This is a genomic window from Rhodoblastus sp., assembly GCF_052145335.1.
In the GTDB taxonomy this organism is placed as follows: Bacteria; Pseudomonadota; Alphaproteobacteria; order Rhizobiales; family Beijerinckiaceae; genus Rhodoblastus.
Genome location: NZ_JBKQOU010000027.1, coordinates 18,399 through 36,610, shown reverse-complemented (window position 1 = coordinate 36,610; position 18,212 = coordinate 18,399). Strand labels below are relative to the sequence as shown.

Annotated in this window: 15 protein-coding genes; 6 read left to right on the top strand and 9 right to left on the bottom strand. The window is 63.5% G+C overall.

The annotated features are described in order from the left end of the window. Positions 1-28 precede the first annotated feature (28 nt). Entirely contained in the window at positions 29-271 is a 243-nt protein-coding gene (locus ACLP2E_RS02075) for a cysteine rich repeat-containing protein (RefSeq protein WP_442461234.1), read from the top strand. A 52-nt stretch (positions 272-323) separates the two neighbouring features. Continuing rightward, on the top strand, positions 324-947 hold the full coding sequence (locus ACLP2E_RS02070) for a DUF2147 domain-containing protein (RefSeq protein ID WP_442465008.1): 624 nt from the start codon (positions 324-326) through the stop codon (positions 945-947). Positions 948-973: 26 nt separating this feature from the next. Here the strand turns inward: ACLP2E_RS02070 and ACLP2E_RS02065 are convergent, their stop codons facing one another. Further along, the gene (locus tag ACLP2E_RS02065) at positions 974-3,196 is read right to left on the bottom strand and encodes an amylo-alpha-1,6-glucosidase (protein ID WP_442461236.1); all 2,223 of its coding nucleotides are present in this window, start codon (positions 3,194-3,196) and stop codon (positions 974-976) included. 125 nt (positions 3,197-3,321) lie between these two features. Beyond that, positions 3,322-5,091: an ABC transporter ATP-binding protein gene (locus tag ACLP2E_RS02060; RefSeq protein ID WP_442461237.1), complete on the bottom strand. Its 1,770-nt coding sequence runs from the start codon at positions 5,089-5,091 to the stop codon at positions 3,322-3,324. A 221-nt stretch (positions 5,092-5,312) separates the two neighbouring features. On the opposite strand from ACLP2E_RS02060, the gene ACLP2E_RS02055 reads away from it, so the two are divergent. Next, complete coding sequence (locus ACLP2E_RS02055; protein WP_442461238.1) at positions 5,313-6,368, top strand: glycosyltransferase family 4 protein; 1,056 nt, start codon at positions 5,313-5,315, stop codon at positions 6,366-6,368. On the opposite strand, the gene ACLP2E_RS02050 is transcribed toward ACLP2E_RS02055, so the two are convergent. Continuing rightward, positions 6,358-7,563 (bottom strand): MFS transporter, encoded by a 1,206-nt coding sequence (locus tag ACLP2E_RS02050; protein WP_442461253.1) that lies wholly within the window; start codon positions 7,561-7,563, stop codon positions 6,358-6,360. The genes ACLP2E_RS02055 and ACLP2E_RS02050 overlap by 11 nt on opposite strands. A gap of 69 nt (positions 7,564-7,632) precedes the next feature. Further along, the gene (locus tag ACLP2E_RS02045; protein WP_442461239.1) at positions 7,633-8,211 is read right to left on the bottom strand and encodes a PRC-barrel domain-containing protein; all 579 of its coding nucleotides are present in this window, start codon (positions 8,209-8,211) and stop codon (positions 7,633-7,635) included. Between the two features lie 241 nt (positions 8,212-8,452). Between ACLP2E_RS02045 and ACLP2E_RS02040 the strand changes: the two genes are divergently transcribed. Further along, entirely contained in the window at positions 8,453-8,752 is a 300-nt protein-coding gene (locus ACLP2E_RS02040) for a hypothetical protein (protein ID WP_442461240.1), read from the top strand. A 24-nt stretch (positions 8,753-8,776) separates the two neighbouring features. Here the strand turns inward: ACLP2E_RS02040 and ACLP2E_RS02035 are convergent, their stop codons facing one another. Further along, a complete protein-coding gene (locus tag ACLP2E_RS02035; protein ID WP_442461241.1) occupies positions 8,777-10,081 on the bottom strand; it encodes a UDP-glucose dehydrogenase family protein in 1,305 nt (434 codons plus the stop codon). Positions 10,082-10,305: 224 nt separating this feature from the next. Between ACLP2E_RS02035 and ACLP2E_RS02030 the strand changes: the two genes are divergently transcribed. Beyond that, entirely contained in the window at positions 10,306-12,645 is a 2,340-nt protein-coding gene (locus ACLP2E_RS02030; RefSeq protein ID WP_442465007.1) for a putative bifunctional diguanylate cyclase/phosphodiesterase, read from the top strand. Between the two features lie 79 nt (positions 12,646-12,724). Next, entirely contained in the window at positions 12,725-13,795 is a 1,071-nt protein-coding gene (locus tag ACLP2E_RS02025) for a glycosyltransferase family 4 protein (RefSeq protein WP_442465006.1), read from the top strand. A gap of 4 nt (positions 13,796-13,799) precedes the next feature. On the opposite strand, the gene ACLP2E_RS02020 is transcribed toward ACLP2E_RS02025, so the two are convergent. The 4 genes from ACLP2E_RS02020 to ACLP2E_RS02005 form a co-directional block, all read right to left on the bottom strand. After that, positions 13,800-14,444: a 2OG-Fe(II) oxygenase gene (locus ACLP2E_RS02020; protein WP_442465005.1), complete on the bottom strand. Its 645-nt coding sequence runs from the start codon at positions 14,442-14,444 to the stop codon at positions 13,800-13,802. A 94-nt stretch (positions 14,445-14,538) separates the two neighbouring features. Continuing rightward, complete coding sequence (locus ACLP2E_RS02015; RefSeq protein ID WP_442461245.1) at positions 14,539-15,273, bottom strand: SIR2 family NAD-dependent protein deacylase; 735 nt, start codon at positions 15,271-15,273, stop codon at positions 14,539-14,541. Between the two features lie 78 nt (positions 15,274-15,351). Then, the gene (locus ACLP2E_RS02010) at positions 15,352-16,992 is read right to left on the bottom strand and encodes a CYTH and CHAD domain-containing protein (protein WP_442465004.1); all 1,641 of its coding nucleotides are present in this window, start codon (positions 16,990-16,992) and stop codon (positions 15,352-15,354) included. Between the two features lie 134 nt (positions 16,993-17,126). After that, positions 17,127-18,200 carry a sensor domain-containing diguanylate cyclase gene (locus tag ACLP2E_RS02005; protein WP_442465003.1) on the bottom strand — a complete coding sequence of 358 codons (1,074 nt, stop codon included), beginning with the start codon at positions 18,198-18,200 and terminating at the stop codon, positions 17,127-17,129. Positions 18,201-18,212 lie beyond the last annotated feature (12 nt).

Below are 18,212 nucleotides of genomic sequence, written 5' to 3'. Positions count from 1 at the left end.
CAGCCTGGACAGGTGAAAAGGAGCGAACATGAAAAAAAGCAAGGGACTATTGTTGGCCTTGGCCATCGGAGCCGTGATTGGCCCGGCTGGTTTGGGACAGGCCGCCTCGGGCTCGCCCGAGCAGCAGGCGGCCTGCCGACCCGATGTCCGCCGCTATTGCCATAAAATCCCCCAGAATGCAGGAGACAACGCCTTCCTGGCCTGTTTGCAGGAGAATCGCGCCAAACTATCCGCGCCGTGTCGCAAAGTGCTGGAGTCCAACGGCATGTGACGCGGCAAGGCGATCTGGCGTGACTTCTTGCAAAAGCCCTGGAGGAAAATCGATGCGTGATCTTTCGGGTATTGCAAGCGTCCCGCCGCGCCCCGCCGGCGCATTTCAACCCCGTCTCCGTCTGGTCCTCGGCCTAGCCGCAATGCTGGCGGCGGTTTCGACCGGAGGCTTCGCCCAGACCTGGACCACAGCCGCCGGGTTCTGGCAATCTTCCGACGACGATGGCAAGCCGACCGGCTGGTTCTATTTTGTCGACAAGAATGGCGTTTTCGAAGGGCGTCTGGTCAAGACCTTCAGGATTCCCGGCAAGCCGACGTTCGATACCTGCGGCAATTGCCCCGGGGCCCAGAAGGACGCGCCGATGCTTGGCCTGACCATCGTCAAGGGCATGAAGCGCGAGGGCGCCGAATATCGCGACGGAACCATTCTCGACCCGCGCGACGGCACGGTCTATCACGCGCAAATGGAGCTGAGTCCGGACGGGAAGAGCCTGTTTGTGCGCGGCTATGTCGGAATGCCAATCCTTGGCCAGACCAAGACCTGGACGCGGCTGCCCGATAACGTGATCGCCGCCGCCGACATTCCGCCGGATTCCGTGGCGGCCAAAGCGGCGCCCAAGCCCAAGCCCAGCCCGAATCCAAAACCCGCCACGGCTCCGGCTTCGGCGCACCCTTGACCGAGGGCCAATCGGCCTGAAGCGATTCAGCTTGCGGTCAAAATCTGCACCGTTCCCTTGCGCGACAGCACCTTCACCACGATGCCGTCGCCGGCGCGCTGGACCGCAACATCGACCGATCCGTCTGCGAGGGACAAATTGCGCAACACCACTTCGTCGAGGAACTCCGGCAGAACCGGATGATCGAAAGTGATCTGGCCGTTCTTGATGTCAAAACCCAGCCCCAGGCAAGACTCGAGCATCGACAAGGGCGCCGCCGCCGCCCACGCCTGCGGCGCGCAAGCGACCGGATAAAAGGTCGGTCCCTGGCTGCGCTGGCGTGGAAAGCCGCAGAACAGTTCCGGCAGCCGCCGCAGATCGATATAGGTCGATGCGGCGTTGACGCCCTCGAAAATCCGCGCGGCTTCACGGCGGAAGCCATAGCGTGCGAAGCCGGCGGCGATCACCGCGTTGTCATGGGGCCAGATCGAGCCGTTGTGATAGCTCATCGGGTTGTAGCGGCTTTCCGTCGAGGCCACGGTGCGTACGCCCCAGCCGGAAAAAGAGATTGGGTCCATCAAGGTTTCGACGACGATACGGGCGCGCTCCGGTAAGGCGATGCCGGTAAAAAGCGCGTGGCCGGCGTTCGAGGCGCGGACCCGGCAGGGTTTCTTGTCGCCGTCGAGCGCCAGCACATAGGAGCCAAGTGCCTCGTCGAAAAACGCCTCGTCGAAACGCTGGCGCAGGACTTTGGCCTTCTCTCGCCATGCCTCCGCCTGCAAGGGAAGCGTCAGCGCCCCCGCCATGTCGCAACCCGCGCGCCAGGCGCCATAGACATAGGCCTGCAACTCGACCAGCGCGATGGGCCCTTGCGCCAGGGAGCCGTCGGCGTGGAATATGGAATCGCTGCTGTCCTTCCAGCCTTGATTGACCAGGCCCTCGGACGTTCGCCGGCCGTATTCGACGAAACCGTCGCCGTCGCGGTCGCCGTCGTTTTCGATCCAGTTCAGGGCCGCCTCGATATGGGGCCAGATCGATCCAATGGTGGCGATGTCGCCAGTCCGCTCCAGATAGGCGCCCGCCAGCATCACGAAAAGCGGCGTGGAATCAACGCTGCCGTAGTAGCGATGGAACGGCACTTCGCCAAGTTGCGCCATTTCCCCATTGCGCGCCTCGTGCAAGATCTTGCCGGGTTCGGAATCCGCCGCCGGGTTGAACTCTTTCGCCTGGTGTGCGGCGAGATAGCGCAACACGCCGCGCGCGATGGCGGGGTCGAACCAGAGCGTCTCCATCGCGGTAATCAGCGCATCGCGGCCGAAGACCGTGCTGAACCAGGGAATCCCGGCATAGGGAAACGGCCCTTGCGGCGTTTGGCTGATGAGCATGGCGAGATCGGAGACGGAGCGGCGCAGGGTCTCGTTGAAGATCTCGTTCGACGCGGCGATCGAAGCCGCGCGCGCCGTCGAATCGCGTAGCGCCCTGCGCGCGTCGCGCAATGCGGTTAAAAAGCCATGGCGCACCGATGCGCCGCGGTCGTCCGAATTGCATCGAATTTCGACAAAGATCAGCTGCTTTTCGAGCGGCGCGAGCACCAGGTCGATCTCCGCCTGTTCGCCATCGATTTCCGTCGGCGCAGGTTCGAATCGCAGCGTCGTGCGGCGCGTGAAATGGTCGAGGCCGGTATAGCGCAAGGTCACGTGGTCGGCGGTGATTTCAGGGGGGTGATCTTCGCCCCGCGCCGCCCGCCGGCTGCCGCGCACTTCGAAAATATCGGCGAAATCGGCGGCGAAGTTCAGGCCCAGACGCACACGGCGAGGCGCGATATCGTAATTGCGCACGGCCAGGCGTTCGTAACAGGCGCCGTGCCACAGAAATCGCAAGCGGCGGATGTGGATGAGGTCGTGTTCGAGAACGAGCGCGCCCGCGCGATCGTAGAGATCGGGATTGGTCAGGTCGAAGATCAGGGCGGCATTGTCGTCGCGCGGCGTCGAACTGAGCAGCATTGGCCGCTCGCCATTGATCGTCAGCGTGAAGAAGGACAAATAGCGCGTGTCCAGGTGATAGAGGCCCTCGGGATTGCCGTGGCCGGCCAGCGCGTCGCCATTGTGGTCGAACAGGCCGAAAGTGTCGCCGTGTTTCAGTGTTCGCGGTCTCCGTTCCTGCAACGAGGCCGCCGCGGGGATGAAGAACTGGGCCAGTTTCGGCTCGTTGGGCGCGCCGGGACCGGAGACGCCAACGCCAACGCCGGCATGGCTTTTTGCTATCTGCATGGGACACCCGCAATGAAACCTCGCCGCGCTCCATGGGATGAAGGAGCGCTTGTCGAATTCCTCCCGAGCCTTTTTCCGATCCGCTGGAATCGGTTCGGCCCCTGCTTGTTGTTTGACGCGTCGGCTTAGGCGGCCTGTCGCGCCAATCGGTCAAGCTCGCGGTTGACCAGCTCGCGATAAACGCCGTTGCACCGCATCAGCGCATCCGGCGGCCCGTCTTCAACCAGCTTTCCAGCCTGCAACACGACGATGCGGTCGAAATTGCGCAGGGTCGAAAGGCGATGGGCGATGGCGATCACCGTTCGCCCCGCCATCAGTCGTTCCAGCGCCTCGCGAATGGCTTCCTCGGACTCGCTGTCGAGCGCCGAGGTCGCCTCGTCGAGGATGAGCAGAGGCGCGTCCTTCAAAAAGGCGCGGGCTATGGCGATGCGCTGGCGCTGGCCGCCCGACATTTTCACTCCGCGGTCCCCGACCATCGTCTCCAGTCCCTCGGGCAGGTTTTCGATGAAGGGCCGGCATCGCGCCGCCGTCGCGGCCGCCCAGACTTCTTCGTCGCTGGCTTCCGGCCGGCCGTAGCGGATGTTTTCCATCAGCGTGCGATTGAGCAGCGCCGTATCCTGCGGCACGACCGCAATGGCGTCGCGCAGGCTCTCCTCGGTCGCCAGCGCGATATCCTGTCCATCGATGAGAATGCGCCCGGACTGAGCGAGGTACAAGCGCTGGATCAGGGCGACCAGCGTCGACTTGCCGCCGCCCGAGGGGCCGACGAGGCCGACGCGCTGGCCGGGCCTTATGTCCAGGCTGAAGCCGGCGAACACCTGCCGCTCGCTGGAATAGCCGAAGCAGATGTCTTCGATGGTGACGCGGGCGCCTTTCGGGACCAGGGCCAGAGCTTCGGGATGGTCCGCCAATTCGTGCGGCGACAGAAGGGTAGCGAGAGCCTCCGAGAGGCGCGCCATGTGCTGGGTGACGTCGACCAGCGCGACCGCCAGGTCGCGGGTGGCGCTGAGCAGCGACAGGCCGAGCGTGCACACCAGCACCACGTCTCCAGCCGTCGCGCGTTTATCCTGCCATAGCCGGATGGCCCAGGCGAGCAGCGCGAGCGTCGCGCCGATCACGGCGAGAGCGTGCAGCAGGCGCAATTTTTCGAGATAGCGCAGGCTGCGCTGGCGGGCGGTCATTTCGGCGGCGACGGTGTTGTCGAAGCGCAGATGCTCGCGAAAAAGTCCGCCAAACGCCCGCACCAGCGGCATGTTGCCGATGACGTCGACCATTTCGCCATCCACCGCCGCCGCCTTGCTGGCGAATTCGCGATGAAGCGGCCGGCCGGCCGCCGCCAGGCGAAACATCGTCACCACCACGAAGGTGGCGACCAGGACCGCCACCGCCGCCATTTGAGCGTTGACCATGGCGAGAAAAAACACCGTGCAAAGCGTGGCCACGCAAGGCGGCAGCACGTTCCACATCATCATGTTCTCGATCTGGAACACGGCGTTCGAAGTTGCGGTGACCCGGCTGGTGAGCGTGCCCGGAAGGCTGTCGACGAAATAGGCCGGCGCATGGCCGGTGAGGTGGCGGAACAATTCGGATCGCAGGTCGCCTGTCACCTTGACGAAGGCATGGCTGGCGACCCAGCTGGCCACGCGCCAGAGCAAATTATCCGCCGCGACGAACGAGACGATGAGGACGAAGGCAGGCCATGGCCCGCTGGACGAGGGGGGGCTTTGCGACAAGGCGTCGACCAGACACTTGACGCCATATTGGGTGCTCACCGAGCAAATCACCGCGCCGACCACCGACAGCAGGATCAGGCTATGAGCGAACGGCCGACGCCTGACGTAGCGGGCGAAAAATGCGACCGGGCGGTCCCTGAAACGGCAAAGATCCTGGGTCAATGGCGCGCCCCTTCGGGCCTCTTCGCATGGAGCATGGCGTCGTCAATTTCCGTCGCCGCGCGGTCTCTGGCGAATATATCGCGCCGCACCGAAACCCGGAAAGACATCGGAGCGTTGACTTCGCGCGATACCAACGCCTCGCGGCGGCAAATGGTTCGCGGCGAATACAGCGCCATTTTCACTATATATCAAAAGTGTAACCGCTAAAAGCAGGTGTTTCGATGCGCATCGCGCAAATCGCCCCCCTGACCGAAGCCGTGCCGCCGCCGCTTTACGGAGGCACCGAAAGGGTCATTTCCTGGCTGACCGAAGAACTGGTCGAACTCGGGCATGACGTTTCCCTCTTCGCCAGCGGCGATTCGATCACCGCCGCCAGACTGGAGCCGATGTGGCCGCGATCGCTGAGACTCGACGGCACGGTGCGCGATCCCAATGCGCTGCATATGGCGATGATCGAACAGGTTTTCCGTCGCGCCAGCCAGTTCGACATCATGCATTTCCATCTCGACTATTATGCTTTTTCGTTGATGTCGCGCCAGGCTACGCCCTTCGTCACCACCCTGCACGGACGTCTCGACCTGCCGGAACATCACCCGGTTTTCGCCACCTTTCCGTCCGTTCCGCTGGTCTCCATTTCGAATGCGCAGCGCCGGCCCATTCCCACGGCGAACTGGGTCGCAACGGTTCATCACGGCTTGCCGGAAAACCTGTTGCGGCCGCAACCGGCAAGACCGTCCTATCTCGCCTTTCTCGGCAGGATCTCGCCGGAAAAGCGCGTGGACGCCGCCATCCGCATTGCGCAGCGTTGCGGCTTGCCGCTGAAAATCGCCGCCAAGGTCGACCGCGCCGACGCCGATTATTTCAACGAAGTAATCCGCCCGCTGCTGGAGGCGCCAGGCGTGGAATTCATCGGCGAAATCGGGGACGATCGCAAAAAGGTTTTCTTGAGCGGCGCGATCGCGCTGCTGGTTCCCATCGACTGGCCGGAGCCGTTCGGGCTGGTGATGATCGAAGCCATGGCCTGTGGCCTTCCCGTCGTGGCTTTCAATCGGGGGTCGGTCGCCGAAATCGTCGAAGACGGGGTCACCGGCTTCATTGTCGAGGACGAGACCAGCGCGGTCGGCGCGGTGCATGAAGTGGCGTCGCTCTCGCGCAGCGCCATCCGCACGAGATTCGAGCAACGGTTCACCGCCCGCCGCATGGCGCAGGATTATCTCGATCTTTATCGCAGGCTGATCGATGGCGCGAAGCCGCGGCCGCGGCTGGCTAGTTTCTAGTCACGGGCGCTTGCGGCGCTTCCTCAAGCGCTCTCGGCCGGGTTTCCGGCATGAGCAAGGCCAAGGCGACAAAGCCGCCGGCGGCGAAGACGGTCAGCATGTTGAATGCGGCGTGGCTGCCGAACTGGTCGCTGACATAGCCGGCCAAAGCCGTGCTCATTGCGGCGCCGACGCCCATGGCGCAACCCGCCATGCCTTGCGCAAGATTGAAGTGCCCGTGCGTCCGGGTCAGGTCGACCATCGTCAGCGGAACCAGGACGGCAAGCGTCGCCGCCGACAGGCCGTCGAGAGCCTGCACCATCACCAGGAGGTGAGGCGCGCTGGTCAACGAGAAAAGCAGGCCGCGCAAGGCCAGGGCGCCAAAGCCGAGCAGCAGCAGCGGTCGCCTTCCCCATACCTCCGCCCGCCGACCGACCCAGGGCGACAGCACGGTCATGACGAATTGCGGAACGACGATGGCGCCGGCGACCATGATCGTCGCGGCCTGGCTCGAACGCAGAGTCAACATGCTGGCCGCAAGCGGCAGCATGGCGGCGTTGGCGAGATGAAAAACCAGGATGCAGAAGGCGAACGTCACGAAGGGCGCATTGCGCATGATTTCGCCAAAGCCTTGCGCCAGCGACCTGGCGCTGGTTCGCGCCCCCCGCGCCGCGTCCGAAGCCGGGCCGATTTCCGCGGCGTCGATCCGCAACAGGGCGACAATGGCTGGAACCGTCAGGGCGCCTGCGAGAAAGAACACCGCGCGATTGGACAGATAGACGCCGCAGGCGCCCATGGCGGCGGCGGCGATTCCCGTGCCCGCCGAGGCGAAGGCGGCGTTGCGGCCAAGGCGCTCGCTGATCCGCTCTTCGCCTGACAGCCCAAGGCTGATCGCGACCAGCGCGAGGCCGAGCACGCAGCTTGCCGCGGCATGCACAATCCGCGAGAGCATCACCACGACGAAAATTGGCCAGAAGGCGAAGGCGAAGGCGCTGACGCCGATCATCGCCAAAGCCACCACGGCGAGGAGGCGCAAGGATTTCGAGGCGTCGACCAGCGCTCCAAGCGGCGCCTGGCCGATCAGGCTGACGAGGCCGCTGACGGTGAGGACCAGGCCGATATCGACTTGCGTCCACTTTTGTGTGGTGAGAAAGACCGCGACGAAGGGTCCGAATCCGGTCTGGATGTCGGCGACAAAGAAAACAAGCCAGTCCAGGCCGTGGCTGCTCCGGCGCGAAGGCTTTCGCGCGCAATCGTCATGGCGCTTCGTCGCGACGTCCTCTTCTCAAGGTTTTTCAGCAGAGACCGGGGGAGGCGGAGGAGACGGGAGCGCCGGCGCGGCGGGCGCAGGCGATGCGCTCGCCCCGCCGATCACGACCACGGGTTCGCCCTCCTTGTAGACCGGCGCATTGCGCAATTGATCGCGCTGGAGATCGGCGGAAAGCTTGTTCATCGGACCGTTTTCCGGGAAATGCAGCAAGCGCCAGTCGACGGCGATCTTTCGGGTGCCGACGCCGAGAAAGCCTCCGAAATCGACGATGGCGGCGCGCAAAATCCCCGCGCGGTCGACAATCACGTCAACGATCCGCCCCAGATCCTCGCCTTTCAGGCTTTGCACGGATTTGCCGAGCAGCGACTGGGCGGCGCTTCCGTCGATGACGACCGCCGGCGTTTCGGTCGTGCGTTGCGGTTCGGGCTTTGCCGCCTCGGTGGGAGGCGCGGGCTGTTCCGGCGTCGGTTTTGAAAGGTCTGTCGGCGGCGTCTGCGCCACAGCGACGTCCGGCATGGATACGCCTGCGGCGACGAGCCAGCAGGCGATCAGGAGACGCGGAAAAATTGCGCGCGTCGCGGCGAACGCGGCCATCGAGGACAGCTCCAAGCGAAGGCGATCCTCCCCTTGTTTCGTGTCATTGGTGAGGCGGTCTGGAGGGAGTGACATTGTTCGAGCTCTTATTGAACCAAAGCCAGAGTTCGGGGTTGAGCAAGCGGAGCAGTCAAACGCTTCGATTTAACGTTGGCGCAGCGTCCACTGGTGCGTCAACGACCCCTCAAGGCCCTCCAGGCAAGCGGCGTTCTGGAGCCTGAGGACATTTCAGGGGAACGTCATGTCCGCAACTCTCATCAATCTTCTCATTCAACTCGTTGCCGGCGCTGTCGGCGGCAATGCCGCCGGCGGTCTTTTGAAAAATATCAGCCTCGGCGGGGTGGGCAACACCATCGCCGGCGCGGCGGGCGGCGCGGCGGGCGGTTCGCTGTTGTCTTCGCTCATCCCCATGCTCCAGGGCGGGGCCGGCGGCCTCGACCTCGGCGCCCTGGCGGGTCAGCTCGTCGGCGGCGGCGCTTCAGGCGCGATCGTCACCGCGATTGTCGGCGCGATCATCAACAATATGAAAAAGGCAGCCTGATCCGATCAGCCGGAGCGGCCGGGCTCAGGCCCGGCCGATGCTGACATAGGCGAAACCGTGCCGGCGCACGTCGGCGGGACGATAGACGTTGCGCAGGTCGATCAGGTTCGGCGCCGCCAGCAGCTTCTTTATGCGCGGCAGGTCGAGCGCGCGGAATTCGTCCCATTCGGTGACGATGACCAGGGCCTCGGCGCCCTCCGCGCAATGATAAGGGTCTTCGCACAAGGTCACATGCGGCATGATGGCGCGCGCCTGGTCCATGGCTTTCGGATCATAGGCGCGCACTTTCGCGCCGGCGTCCTGCAGCGCCGTGACGATGGAAATCGATGGCGCGTCGCGCATGTCGTCGGTGTTCAGCTTGAAAGCGAGGCCAAGCAGCGCAACGGTCTTGCCGCGCACCGAACCGCCGCAGGCGGCGATCACCTTCTTGGCCATGCCGCGCTTGCGCTGGTCGTTGACCGCGACCACGGCTTCGACGATGCGCAGAGGGGCGTCGTAATCCTGCGCCGTCTTGACGATGGCCAGCGTGTCCTTGGGAAAACACGACCCGCCGAAACCCGGGCCCGCATGCAGGAATTTCGAGCCGATGCGATTGTCCATGCCGATGCCGCGCGCCACGTCCTGGACATCGGCGCCTACCTTTTCGCAGAGATCGGCGATTTCATTGATGAAAGTCACCTTGGTCGCCAGGAAGGCGTTGGCGGCGTATTTGATCAGCTCCGCCGTGCGGCGTTCGACGAAATAGAGCGGCGGCTGGTTGAGGTTCAGCGGGCGATAGACCTCGCTCATCACCTCCCGTGCGCGCGGATCGGTCGTGCCGACGACGATGCGGTCGGGCCTTTTGAAATCGTCGATGGCCGCGCCTTCGCGCAAAAACTCCGGGTTCGAGGCGACGGCGAATTCGGCGTCGGGCCGGGCCTCCGTGATGATCCGCTCGACCTCGTCGCCGGCGCCGACCGGCACCGTCGACTTGGTGACGACGACGGTGAATCCTTTCAGCGCCTTGGCGATGTCGCGGGCCGCGGCATAGATGTAGGAGAGATCGGCATGACCGTCGCCGCGCCGCGAAGGCGTGCCAACCGCGATGAACACGGCGTCGGCCTCGGCGACGGCGGCAGGCAGGTCGGTGCTGAAGCTGAGCCGCTGCTGGCGGACATTTTTTGCGACCAGTTCCTCGAGACCCGGCTCGAAAATCGGGATTTCGCCGCGCAGCAGGGATTCGATGCGGCCTGGGTCCTTGTCGACGCAAGTCACGTTATGGCCGAAATCGGCGAAACAGACTCCTGAGACCAAACCGACGTAGCCGGAGCCGATCATCGCGATTTTCATAGGCTAACATCTTCTTTTTAAAGGAGAAAATGAAGTCATGGCGACGGGTGGCGTCGCCTAGCACAAGGCTGACTAGCATGAGTCGCGCGCTGGCGCCACGAAAGCCGAAGCAAAACACGCCATGAGATCATGACCTTAAATATACCCGTAAAGGTTGAGTCATTTTTTACCCCGGCGCGTTAGATTTCGCCAAGGCGCGCATGCGCAGGTCAAGGAATTCGGGATTGTCGAGATCAAAGGATCATCCGCCGCCAGCGCGGCTGGAGACCAGGGCGCCCGGCGGGAAAGAGGCCAGCGCGGCCTCGCCCCGGGTGAAGCGGACCTTTTTCTTCGACGTCGTGATCGCTTTGGCGCTTGGCGGGGCGCTTCTGACCGGCGATTTCAGCCTGCTGGCCAATATCGCCGCCCTGGCGCTGATCGCGGCCGCCGCGATCAAGGTCGGAGTCGTCCAGATCCTCAATGGAAAATCAGGCCGCGCCAGCGAGTCAGTTCAGGCCTGGGAAAAGGCCTATGGGGTCGCGAGCGTCGGCATGGCGGCGGCGATCGGCTTCCTGTCCTGCGCGACGTTCATCGCCAAAACGCCGGCTAGCATCGCCATCGCCGCAACCATTGGCGCGATCGGCCATCTCGCGCTGTCGCCGATGCGGGAGGCCGGGCGACCCCGCCTCGTTTATCTCCAGGCTGGCTGCGCCGTCCCACTATTTATCCTTGGACTGTGCTTCCGCTGGGAGTTTTATACCCCGGTGGCCATCGCCGCCGCCCTCGGCGTCGCCTTCGCCGTCATCCAGGGCGCCAAACGGCTCAACCGCAAGACCATCGAGGGGCTTGGGACCGAGCGCAAGCTCGCGGCGGCGATGGACGGGGTGATTCAGGGCCTCGCCATGTTCGACTCCGCCTCGATTTTCATCGAAGGAAACCGACGCTTCGATGAGCTGACCGGACTGACCGCCGCGACCGCGGCGCAGGCCCCGCTCGACGAATGGTTCGTCGGGAAATTCGCCCGGAGGCTCGAGGATCCGGCGGAGGCGCAGCGGCTGGTCGAAATCGGGAAACTGGTCGTTGGCCGGCGTCTCGGCGGCAGCGTCGTGCTTCGTCATGCCGACGGGCGCTTTCTCGAATTTACTTTTCGTCCGATGCCGGAAGGTTTTTCGCTGCTGGTCGACGATGTGACGCTCCGGCGCGAGACCGAAATACGGTTCGAGCGCATGGCTCGCAACGACGACGTCACCGGCCTTTCGAACAGGGTTCACTTCCGGGAAAGGCTGGAAGGAGCCGTTGCGAATTGCCGTGAGTCCAAACCCTTCGCCGTCGTGGTCATCGATCTCGACCGGTTCAAACAGGTCAATGATTCGCTAGGCCATCCCTTTGGCGACAAGCTTTTGAAAAAAGTCGCCGAAAGGCTGCAGAAACTGGCGTCATCAGAGGATTTCGTCGCCCGGCTCGGCGGCGACGAATTCGTGCTGCTGCGAGTGGGCGAGCGCGAGGACGCGGGCGTCTTCGCCTCCCGGATCGTCGAGGAATTGGGCAAGCCCTTCCACATCGACAGCGAGAAGCTGATGATCGGCGGCTCGGTGGGCGTTGCGATGGCGCCCCAGGACGGCGCCCAAAGCGACGAGCTTCTGAAATCGGCCGACATGGCGCTCTACGCCGCCAAGGACGCCGGGCGCGGAACGTTTCGCTTCTTCGACACTGCGATGGCGGAAAAGGCGCGGCGCCGGCAGCAGATCGAAGCCGATCTGCGCGCCGGAATCGGGCGCAACGAACTCGAGGTCTGGTACCAGCCGATCGTCAGCATCGGCAAACGCCGGATCTGCTGCTGCGAGGCGCTGGTTCGCTGGCGTCATCCGACGCAAGGAATGATCTCGCCGGCGGAATTCATACCCATGGCCGAGGAATCCGGGCTGGTGGCGCCGCTCGGCGAATGGGTGCTGCGACAGGCCTGTATCGACGCGAAATCCTGGCCGAGGGAAGTCGGGCTGGCGGTCAATTTTTCCGCCGTGCAATTCGTGCGCGCCGACGTTGTCGAAATGGTCAAGAGGATTCTTCGCGAGACCAGATTTCCTGCGGCGCGGCTTGAAATGGAAATTACCGAATCGGTGTTGATGAACGACGCCGACTCCGTGCTCGCCGCGATCGACGAATTGCGCGATCTGGGGATACGCGTCGCCCTCGACGATTTCGGCACAGGCTATTCGTCGCTGTCCTATCTGAGCCGGTTCCGGCCGAACAAGGTCAAGATCGACCAGGCGTTTGTCCGCGACATGGCGAAGAACAACGCGGCGCTGGCGATTATCAAGGCGGTCAAGGCGATGGTCTATGAACTGGGCGTCGACATGCTGGTCGAAGGCGTCGAAACTATCGAACAGCTCGATATTTTGCGGGAGAACGGCGCCGACGAGGCTCAGGGCTATCTTTTCAGCAAGCCGCGTCCGGCGCGCGAAATCGCGCAGATTGTCGCCGATCCCGCGCAACTGGTGCGGGGACGCAAATTGATCCTGCCGCCCTGCGCGCCGTGGATGAAAAGATATGAGCGCGTGAGCCCTTCAGTAGTGAGTCTGCATTGAAGGCGCATGCTCTCGCGGAAATCGCCAGAAATGCTATAGACCCTTTCCAAAGCGCGACTTTCGGAACGGGGCCAAGTGGATGAAGCGGGAATGCGACGATGTTTTTCTGGACGACCTTGAAGTCATTATTCCCAATCTGAGCGCCCGCTATTCCGGCGGCACGGCGGTCAACCGCACGATCGCGCCGCTGATCGCCGGGCGCTGCAACGCCGCCTGGCTCGGCGTCGACCGGCCGGAGGGCGTCAAGGGCTTGAGTTTCGGCGACCTGCTGGCCTTGCGTTTTCGCGCGCCGAAAAATCACGCCTTCCGCATTTTTCATGCCCGCCGCAACGTGGAAATGCTGGCCGGACTGGTGTTGAAAGCGCTCGGCTTGCGGATAAAGCTGATCTTCAATTCCGCCGCCCAGCGCCGCCATTCGCGCTACACCCGCTTCCTGCTGTCGAAGATGGATGCGATCATCGCCACCAGCGAGATTGCCGCCGGCTTTCTGGAGCATCCTTCGACCGTCATCCATCACGGCATCGACGTCGAAACCTACGCGCCGCCCGCCGACCGGCTCAAAGCCTTCGCTGAATCGGGCCTGCCGGGAAAATATGGCGTCGGCGTTTTCGGCCGGGTGCGCAAGCAGAAGGGCATCGACCTGTTCGTCGAGTCCATGCTGCAATTGCTGCCGCGCTACCCCGATTTCACCGCCGTGGTGATCGGCCTGACCACCGCCGATAATCGCGCCTTTCTCGACGGTCTCAAAGCCCAGGTGGCGGCGGCGGGTCTGGAAAAGCGCATCCTGTTCCTCGGCGAACTGCCGATCGAGGAAGTGCCGGTATGGTACAAGCGCATCTCGATCTATGTCTTCGCCTCGCGGGTGGAGGGTTTTGGGCTGACCATGCTCGAAGCCATGGCCGCGGGCGCCGCCGTGGTGGCTACACGCGCCGGAGCCGCCGAAATCGTCATCAAGGACGGGGAGAGCGGCGTGCTGGCGCCGACGGGCGACGTCGAGGCGCTGGTCGCCTCGATCGAGCCGCTGATGCGCGAGCCCGAAAAGGCCGCGCGAATCGGCGAAAAGGCGAGGGAAGTGGTTTTGCAGGATTTCAATCGCGACCGCGAGGTCGACGAGATCGTCGGGGTCTACCGCAAGCTGTGGGACGTGTGAAAGGTCACGCGTATTCGCTCTCGCGCTTGCCCAGAAGCCGCTTCACCGCCGCCGATATATGGTGGCGCAGCATGGCGACTCGGCGGTCGCCTTCCGACGTCACCCAGTTGAACTGGATGACGCGGCGTTCGCCCTCGTAGGGCATGTGGCCGTGCCAGGAGTTTTCCGAGCGTTTGAAGGCCAGCAGGGTTCCGGCGGCGGGCGGAACCTCCATAATCGGATCGTCGAGGCTGGCGTTCGACTTCAACAGCCGCAGCCGTCCGCCGGAATGTTCCCATTCCGGGTTCATGTAGATCAGGATGGTGATGATCTTGCTCTTGGTGTCGGTGTGGATGCGCCCATCCTTGGCGGCGCAGCGGCCGCGAACCGTCACCGTATGCGGGCGCCCGGTCAGGTCGACGCCGAATTTTTGCTCGAAAGCGGCGCGGAATTCGTCGGAGCCCAATTCATCGAGCAATTCCTGGAACGCCGGTCCGAAGTTCAGCTGGGCGGCCGGAAAACTGCCGCTCTCAGCGATTTTCGGATAGTCGCGGTTGATCGCCGCGCAGGCCTCGGCGGTGAGAAAGTTGGGAACGGCGAGAAACTGGAAGGGCTCGCGGGTCAGTGGAGTCGTCTTGAGCGATTCCAGGTCAAAATAGCGTAAAGCCATTGCGAGCACCTCCCTGACGACCTTGCGCCATCCATGGCCCGGTTTATATTCGCCGCGCTCTGGCCTGTCAAAATGCTAACAAAAGTCTATGTTTTCAGATATTTACAAGCTCAGCTCCGCGCTCCATCAGGCTCGTGGCCAGCGCGTCGAGTTGCGGCGCGATTTCGGCGGCGCGGCCATGCAGGACATGGGTGAAATAATTTTCCGTCATCGCGCTTTCGGTTTCGAGATTGGACAGGACGGTGGTCGCGGGGGTGCGGCGGGCGATTTCCGCGATGGGCAGGACATTGCCGGAGGTGCCGATCACCACCAGCACGTCGTCATGGGTCAGGCCCGCGAGGCGGCGCCACATTTCGGCGTAAAGCGGCGCCTGTTCATGGAAGAACACCACATTGGGCTTGACGTGGAGGCCCTGGCAGTGCGGGCAGCGATCGGTCGCGGGATCGAATTTGCGATAGCCGAAATGCCATTCCGCGCCGCATTCGACACAGCGCATCGAGGTGAGAAAACCGTGAACGTGCAACACGTCGTGGGCGCCGGCGCGTTCGAACAGGTCGTCGACGTTCTGGGTGATCAGGTCGGCGCCAAAACGCTCCTGCCAGGAGACACAAAGACGATGCGCGTCATTGGGCGCCACTTTCGCCAATTGTTCGCGGCGGCGCGAGTAAAATTCGTGGACGAGATCGAAATTTTCTTCCCAGGTATCGAAATTGCAGACCAGGTCGGCGTCATATTGCGCCCAAAGACTGCGCTCGCCGGAACTGCGAAAAGTCTCCAGTCCTGAATCGGCGGAAATTCCGCTGCCGCTGAGCACGATGAGTTTTCGCATCAAAAGCCTTTCCCTCAATGCATGCGGCGACAGAAACGGCGCGAAAACCGCCGGCCACGATTCCTGAAATCGCAACGGTCAGCGCCAGAATGGCTTGATCCGCTTGAAGTTTTTCCAGTCCTGCGCCAGTTCCTCATCGGCGATCAAGGCGCCCCTTGCGTACCAGCCCGTGACCAGCCCGGCGGCGCGCGCGGCGCCGCTGTCGTGAAGCTGGCTCAGGAAATGATCGGCGCTCGAAGCGTCGTTATGCGCGCCGAGCACGTTCTGCAGTTGCGCGGTGGCGCGGATGAAAGCGGCGACGTCGCGGTTCTGGGCGAAACAGGAAGCAAAAAATTCCGCGCCGTAACGGAGGTTTTTCAAGGCGATGCGCGCCCGGTGGCGCTGCGCGTCGGGAAGTTCGGCGAGATTTTTTCCGCGCTTCAAAACGCGACTGTACAGCCGTTCCAGAGCCTCGGCGGCGAAAACGTCGATCGTCCCGGTCAGGATCGAAAGTTCCTCGACCGAGAGCGCGTTGCGCCAGCCGCGCCGCGCGACGAAGGCGCTGAGCTTCAACACGAAAAGCGTCGGGCGCCTGGAGGCGAGCATCGCCCGCGCCTGTTGGTAGTCGCCGAGGCGGCGCTGCTCCAGCGCGTCGAGCAGAGGCGAAAAATCCTTTCTTTCGCCGAAATGCGCCAATGGGCCGATTTCGACCAGTTCGCGCAGGGCGTCGCAATCGCGCGCCGGGCCCATCGCCGTGGCCAGATCCCTGGCCTCGGCGCGGAAAAGCTCGAATTCGCCGCAGGGAATGGCGCGCTTGAACATGGCGAGCGCCGCGCGCAACCGCCGCAGCGCGACGCGCATCTGATGGATCGCCTCCGGATCGTCGCCGTCGCGTAGGGCCGCCCAGTTGGCGATGTAATGGTCGCAGCAGCCGAGCGCCACCCGCGCCACGCCTTCGTCCAGAATGACCTCCGGCGCCAGCGGGGCCGGTCGCATCTTCAGCGGCGCGGGCGCTGACCCCTTGGCGAAATGAAAGGCGCGCTCGGCCTTGCTGACAATGTCGAGGACCAGCGGCAGGCTGTCGGCGACGAGCGCGGCGAATTCGTAAAGCTCACGCGGCTCGCCTGATTTCAGCTCCAGTTCGAGTTCGCACAGCGGGCGGCTGCGCTCGCCGACAGCGATGACGCCCTCGTCGAAAGCCGCCTCGATCCGCGCCGCGCCATGGCTCACCAGACGGGTGACGCGCGTAACCCTGGTTTCATACTTGGCTGCGAGCGGGCTGTCTCCGATCAGTTCCCGCAGCTTTTCGGCCAATTCGCCTTCAAACAGCGTCAGGTCCGGCTGGAGTTTCGGCACCGGAAACTCGATCTCGCCTCGCGCGAACACGCCTTCCATGGCTTCCGCCGGCCATTTCAAGGTCATCATCGGGGCGGCGCGGCCGCTGCGGCGCACCCTCAGGGCGATGCGGTTGCGGTGCAGGACCCAGTCGGGCGTGTCGAAATAGACCGAAGTCAGTTTGCGGCTGGGCGCCGCTTCGCCGGAAAGCAGCGGCGAGGCGAGGGCGCTGGCGAGACCCGCCGCGTCGGCGATGAACTTGATCTCGATTTCGCGGGGCATCTCGATTTCGCGCGGCTTGGCGGGCGCTTTTTCAGCGGTTGCTTTTTCGTCCGAGGCGGCTTCGGGGACGGCGGCGCTGGTATTTGCGGCTTCGATTGGCGGCGAAGGCTCTGTTTCGGTCAAGACGAGATCAACCTGGTGGGCGCGGCGGGCCAGCGAGGGGCCGGCAGGTCGCGGGAGACGCTTTCCTTATGCCGGCAGTGTAAGACAATTCGGCAAAAAAAGGCGCGGAATTTCGCTTTGATCCTGATGTTGTTTCAAAAAATGGAATCGGCGGGGACCTGGTCGAAGTCTGCGGACCGATGCGCAGCCGCCACGATGCGTCGTTTCGCCACGACGTGGAGAGCCTGCCGGCATTTCATTCGCGCAGCCGGGGCGATCAGCGAACCTTCTTCATCGAAGGCGACGACGCGGTTCCTGCCGCGATCCTTGGCTTGATAAAGCGCGATATCGGCGAAACAGACCAGTTTTTCGAGACGCTCGCCGGACCCTGGCGTCACCGTCGCCGCGCCGATGGAAATGGTGACATGGGAGCCTACGCTGCTGAGCGGATGGTGGATTTTCCTGTCTTCGATGGCCGCGCGCAGTTTTTCGGCGATGGCGGCGGCGCCATTGCGGTCGGTGGCCGGCAAGACGATGGCGAATTCCTCGCCGCCATAGCGGGCGGCGATATCGCCGGCGCGATTGGCGCCAAGAGCCAGGGTTTCGGCGACATGTTGCAGGCATTCGTCGCCGCTCTGGTGGCCGAGGCTGTCGTTGAACTGCTTGAAATGGTCGATGTCGGCGATGAGCAGCGAGATTGGCGCGTCGGAGCGAATAGCCCTCCGCCATTCGGCAGCGAGGAGGACGTCGAAAGTGCGACGGTTGGCGATGCCGGTCAGAGCGTCCAAGCCGGCGAGGCTCCTGAAATTGGCTTCCGCCTCCTTGGCCGCGGTGAAGTCGCGCGCCGTTTCGAGAACGCAGACCAGTTCGCCCTGTTGGTTGCGAATCGCCACCGCTTCGATGGCGATGTAAAGCCGGCGGCGGCTGATGGGCATGACGAACCAGTCTTCCACGGCGATAGCGCCGCGGCTCACCTGGATGTCGGAAAAGGCCGCATAATGTTCTTCGACTTCTTCGATGCGGTCTTGCAGGATCAGGTCGGCGAGGCAGGGCCTGGCCTCGTCGTAAAAACCGCGCCAATGATTGCTCGTTCCGAGAACGTCGGTGGCCCTCAGTCCTGTGAGGGTTTCGCAGGCCTTGTTCCAGACGATCACCAGTCCCCGCCTGTCGAGGACAAATGTCGGGGTGACATGCAGCTGCAGCAAAAGATCGGCATCAAAAGGCGGCACGGTTTCAACCCT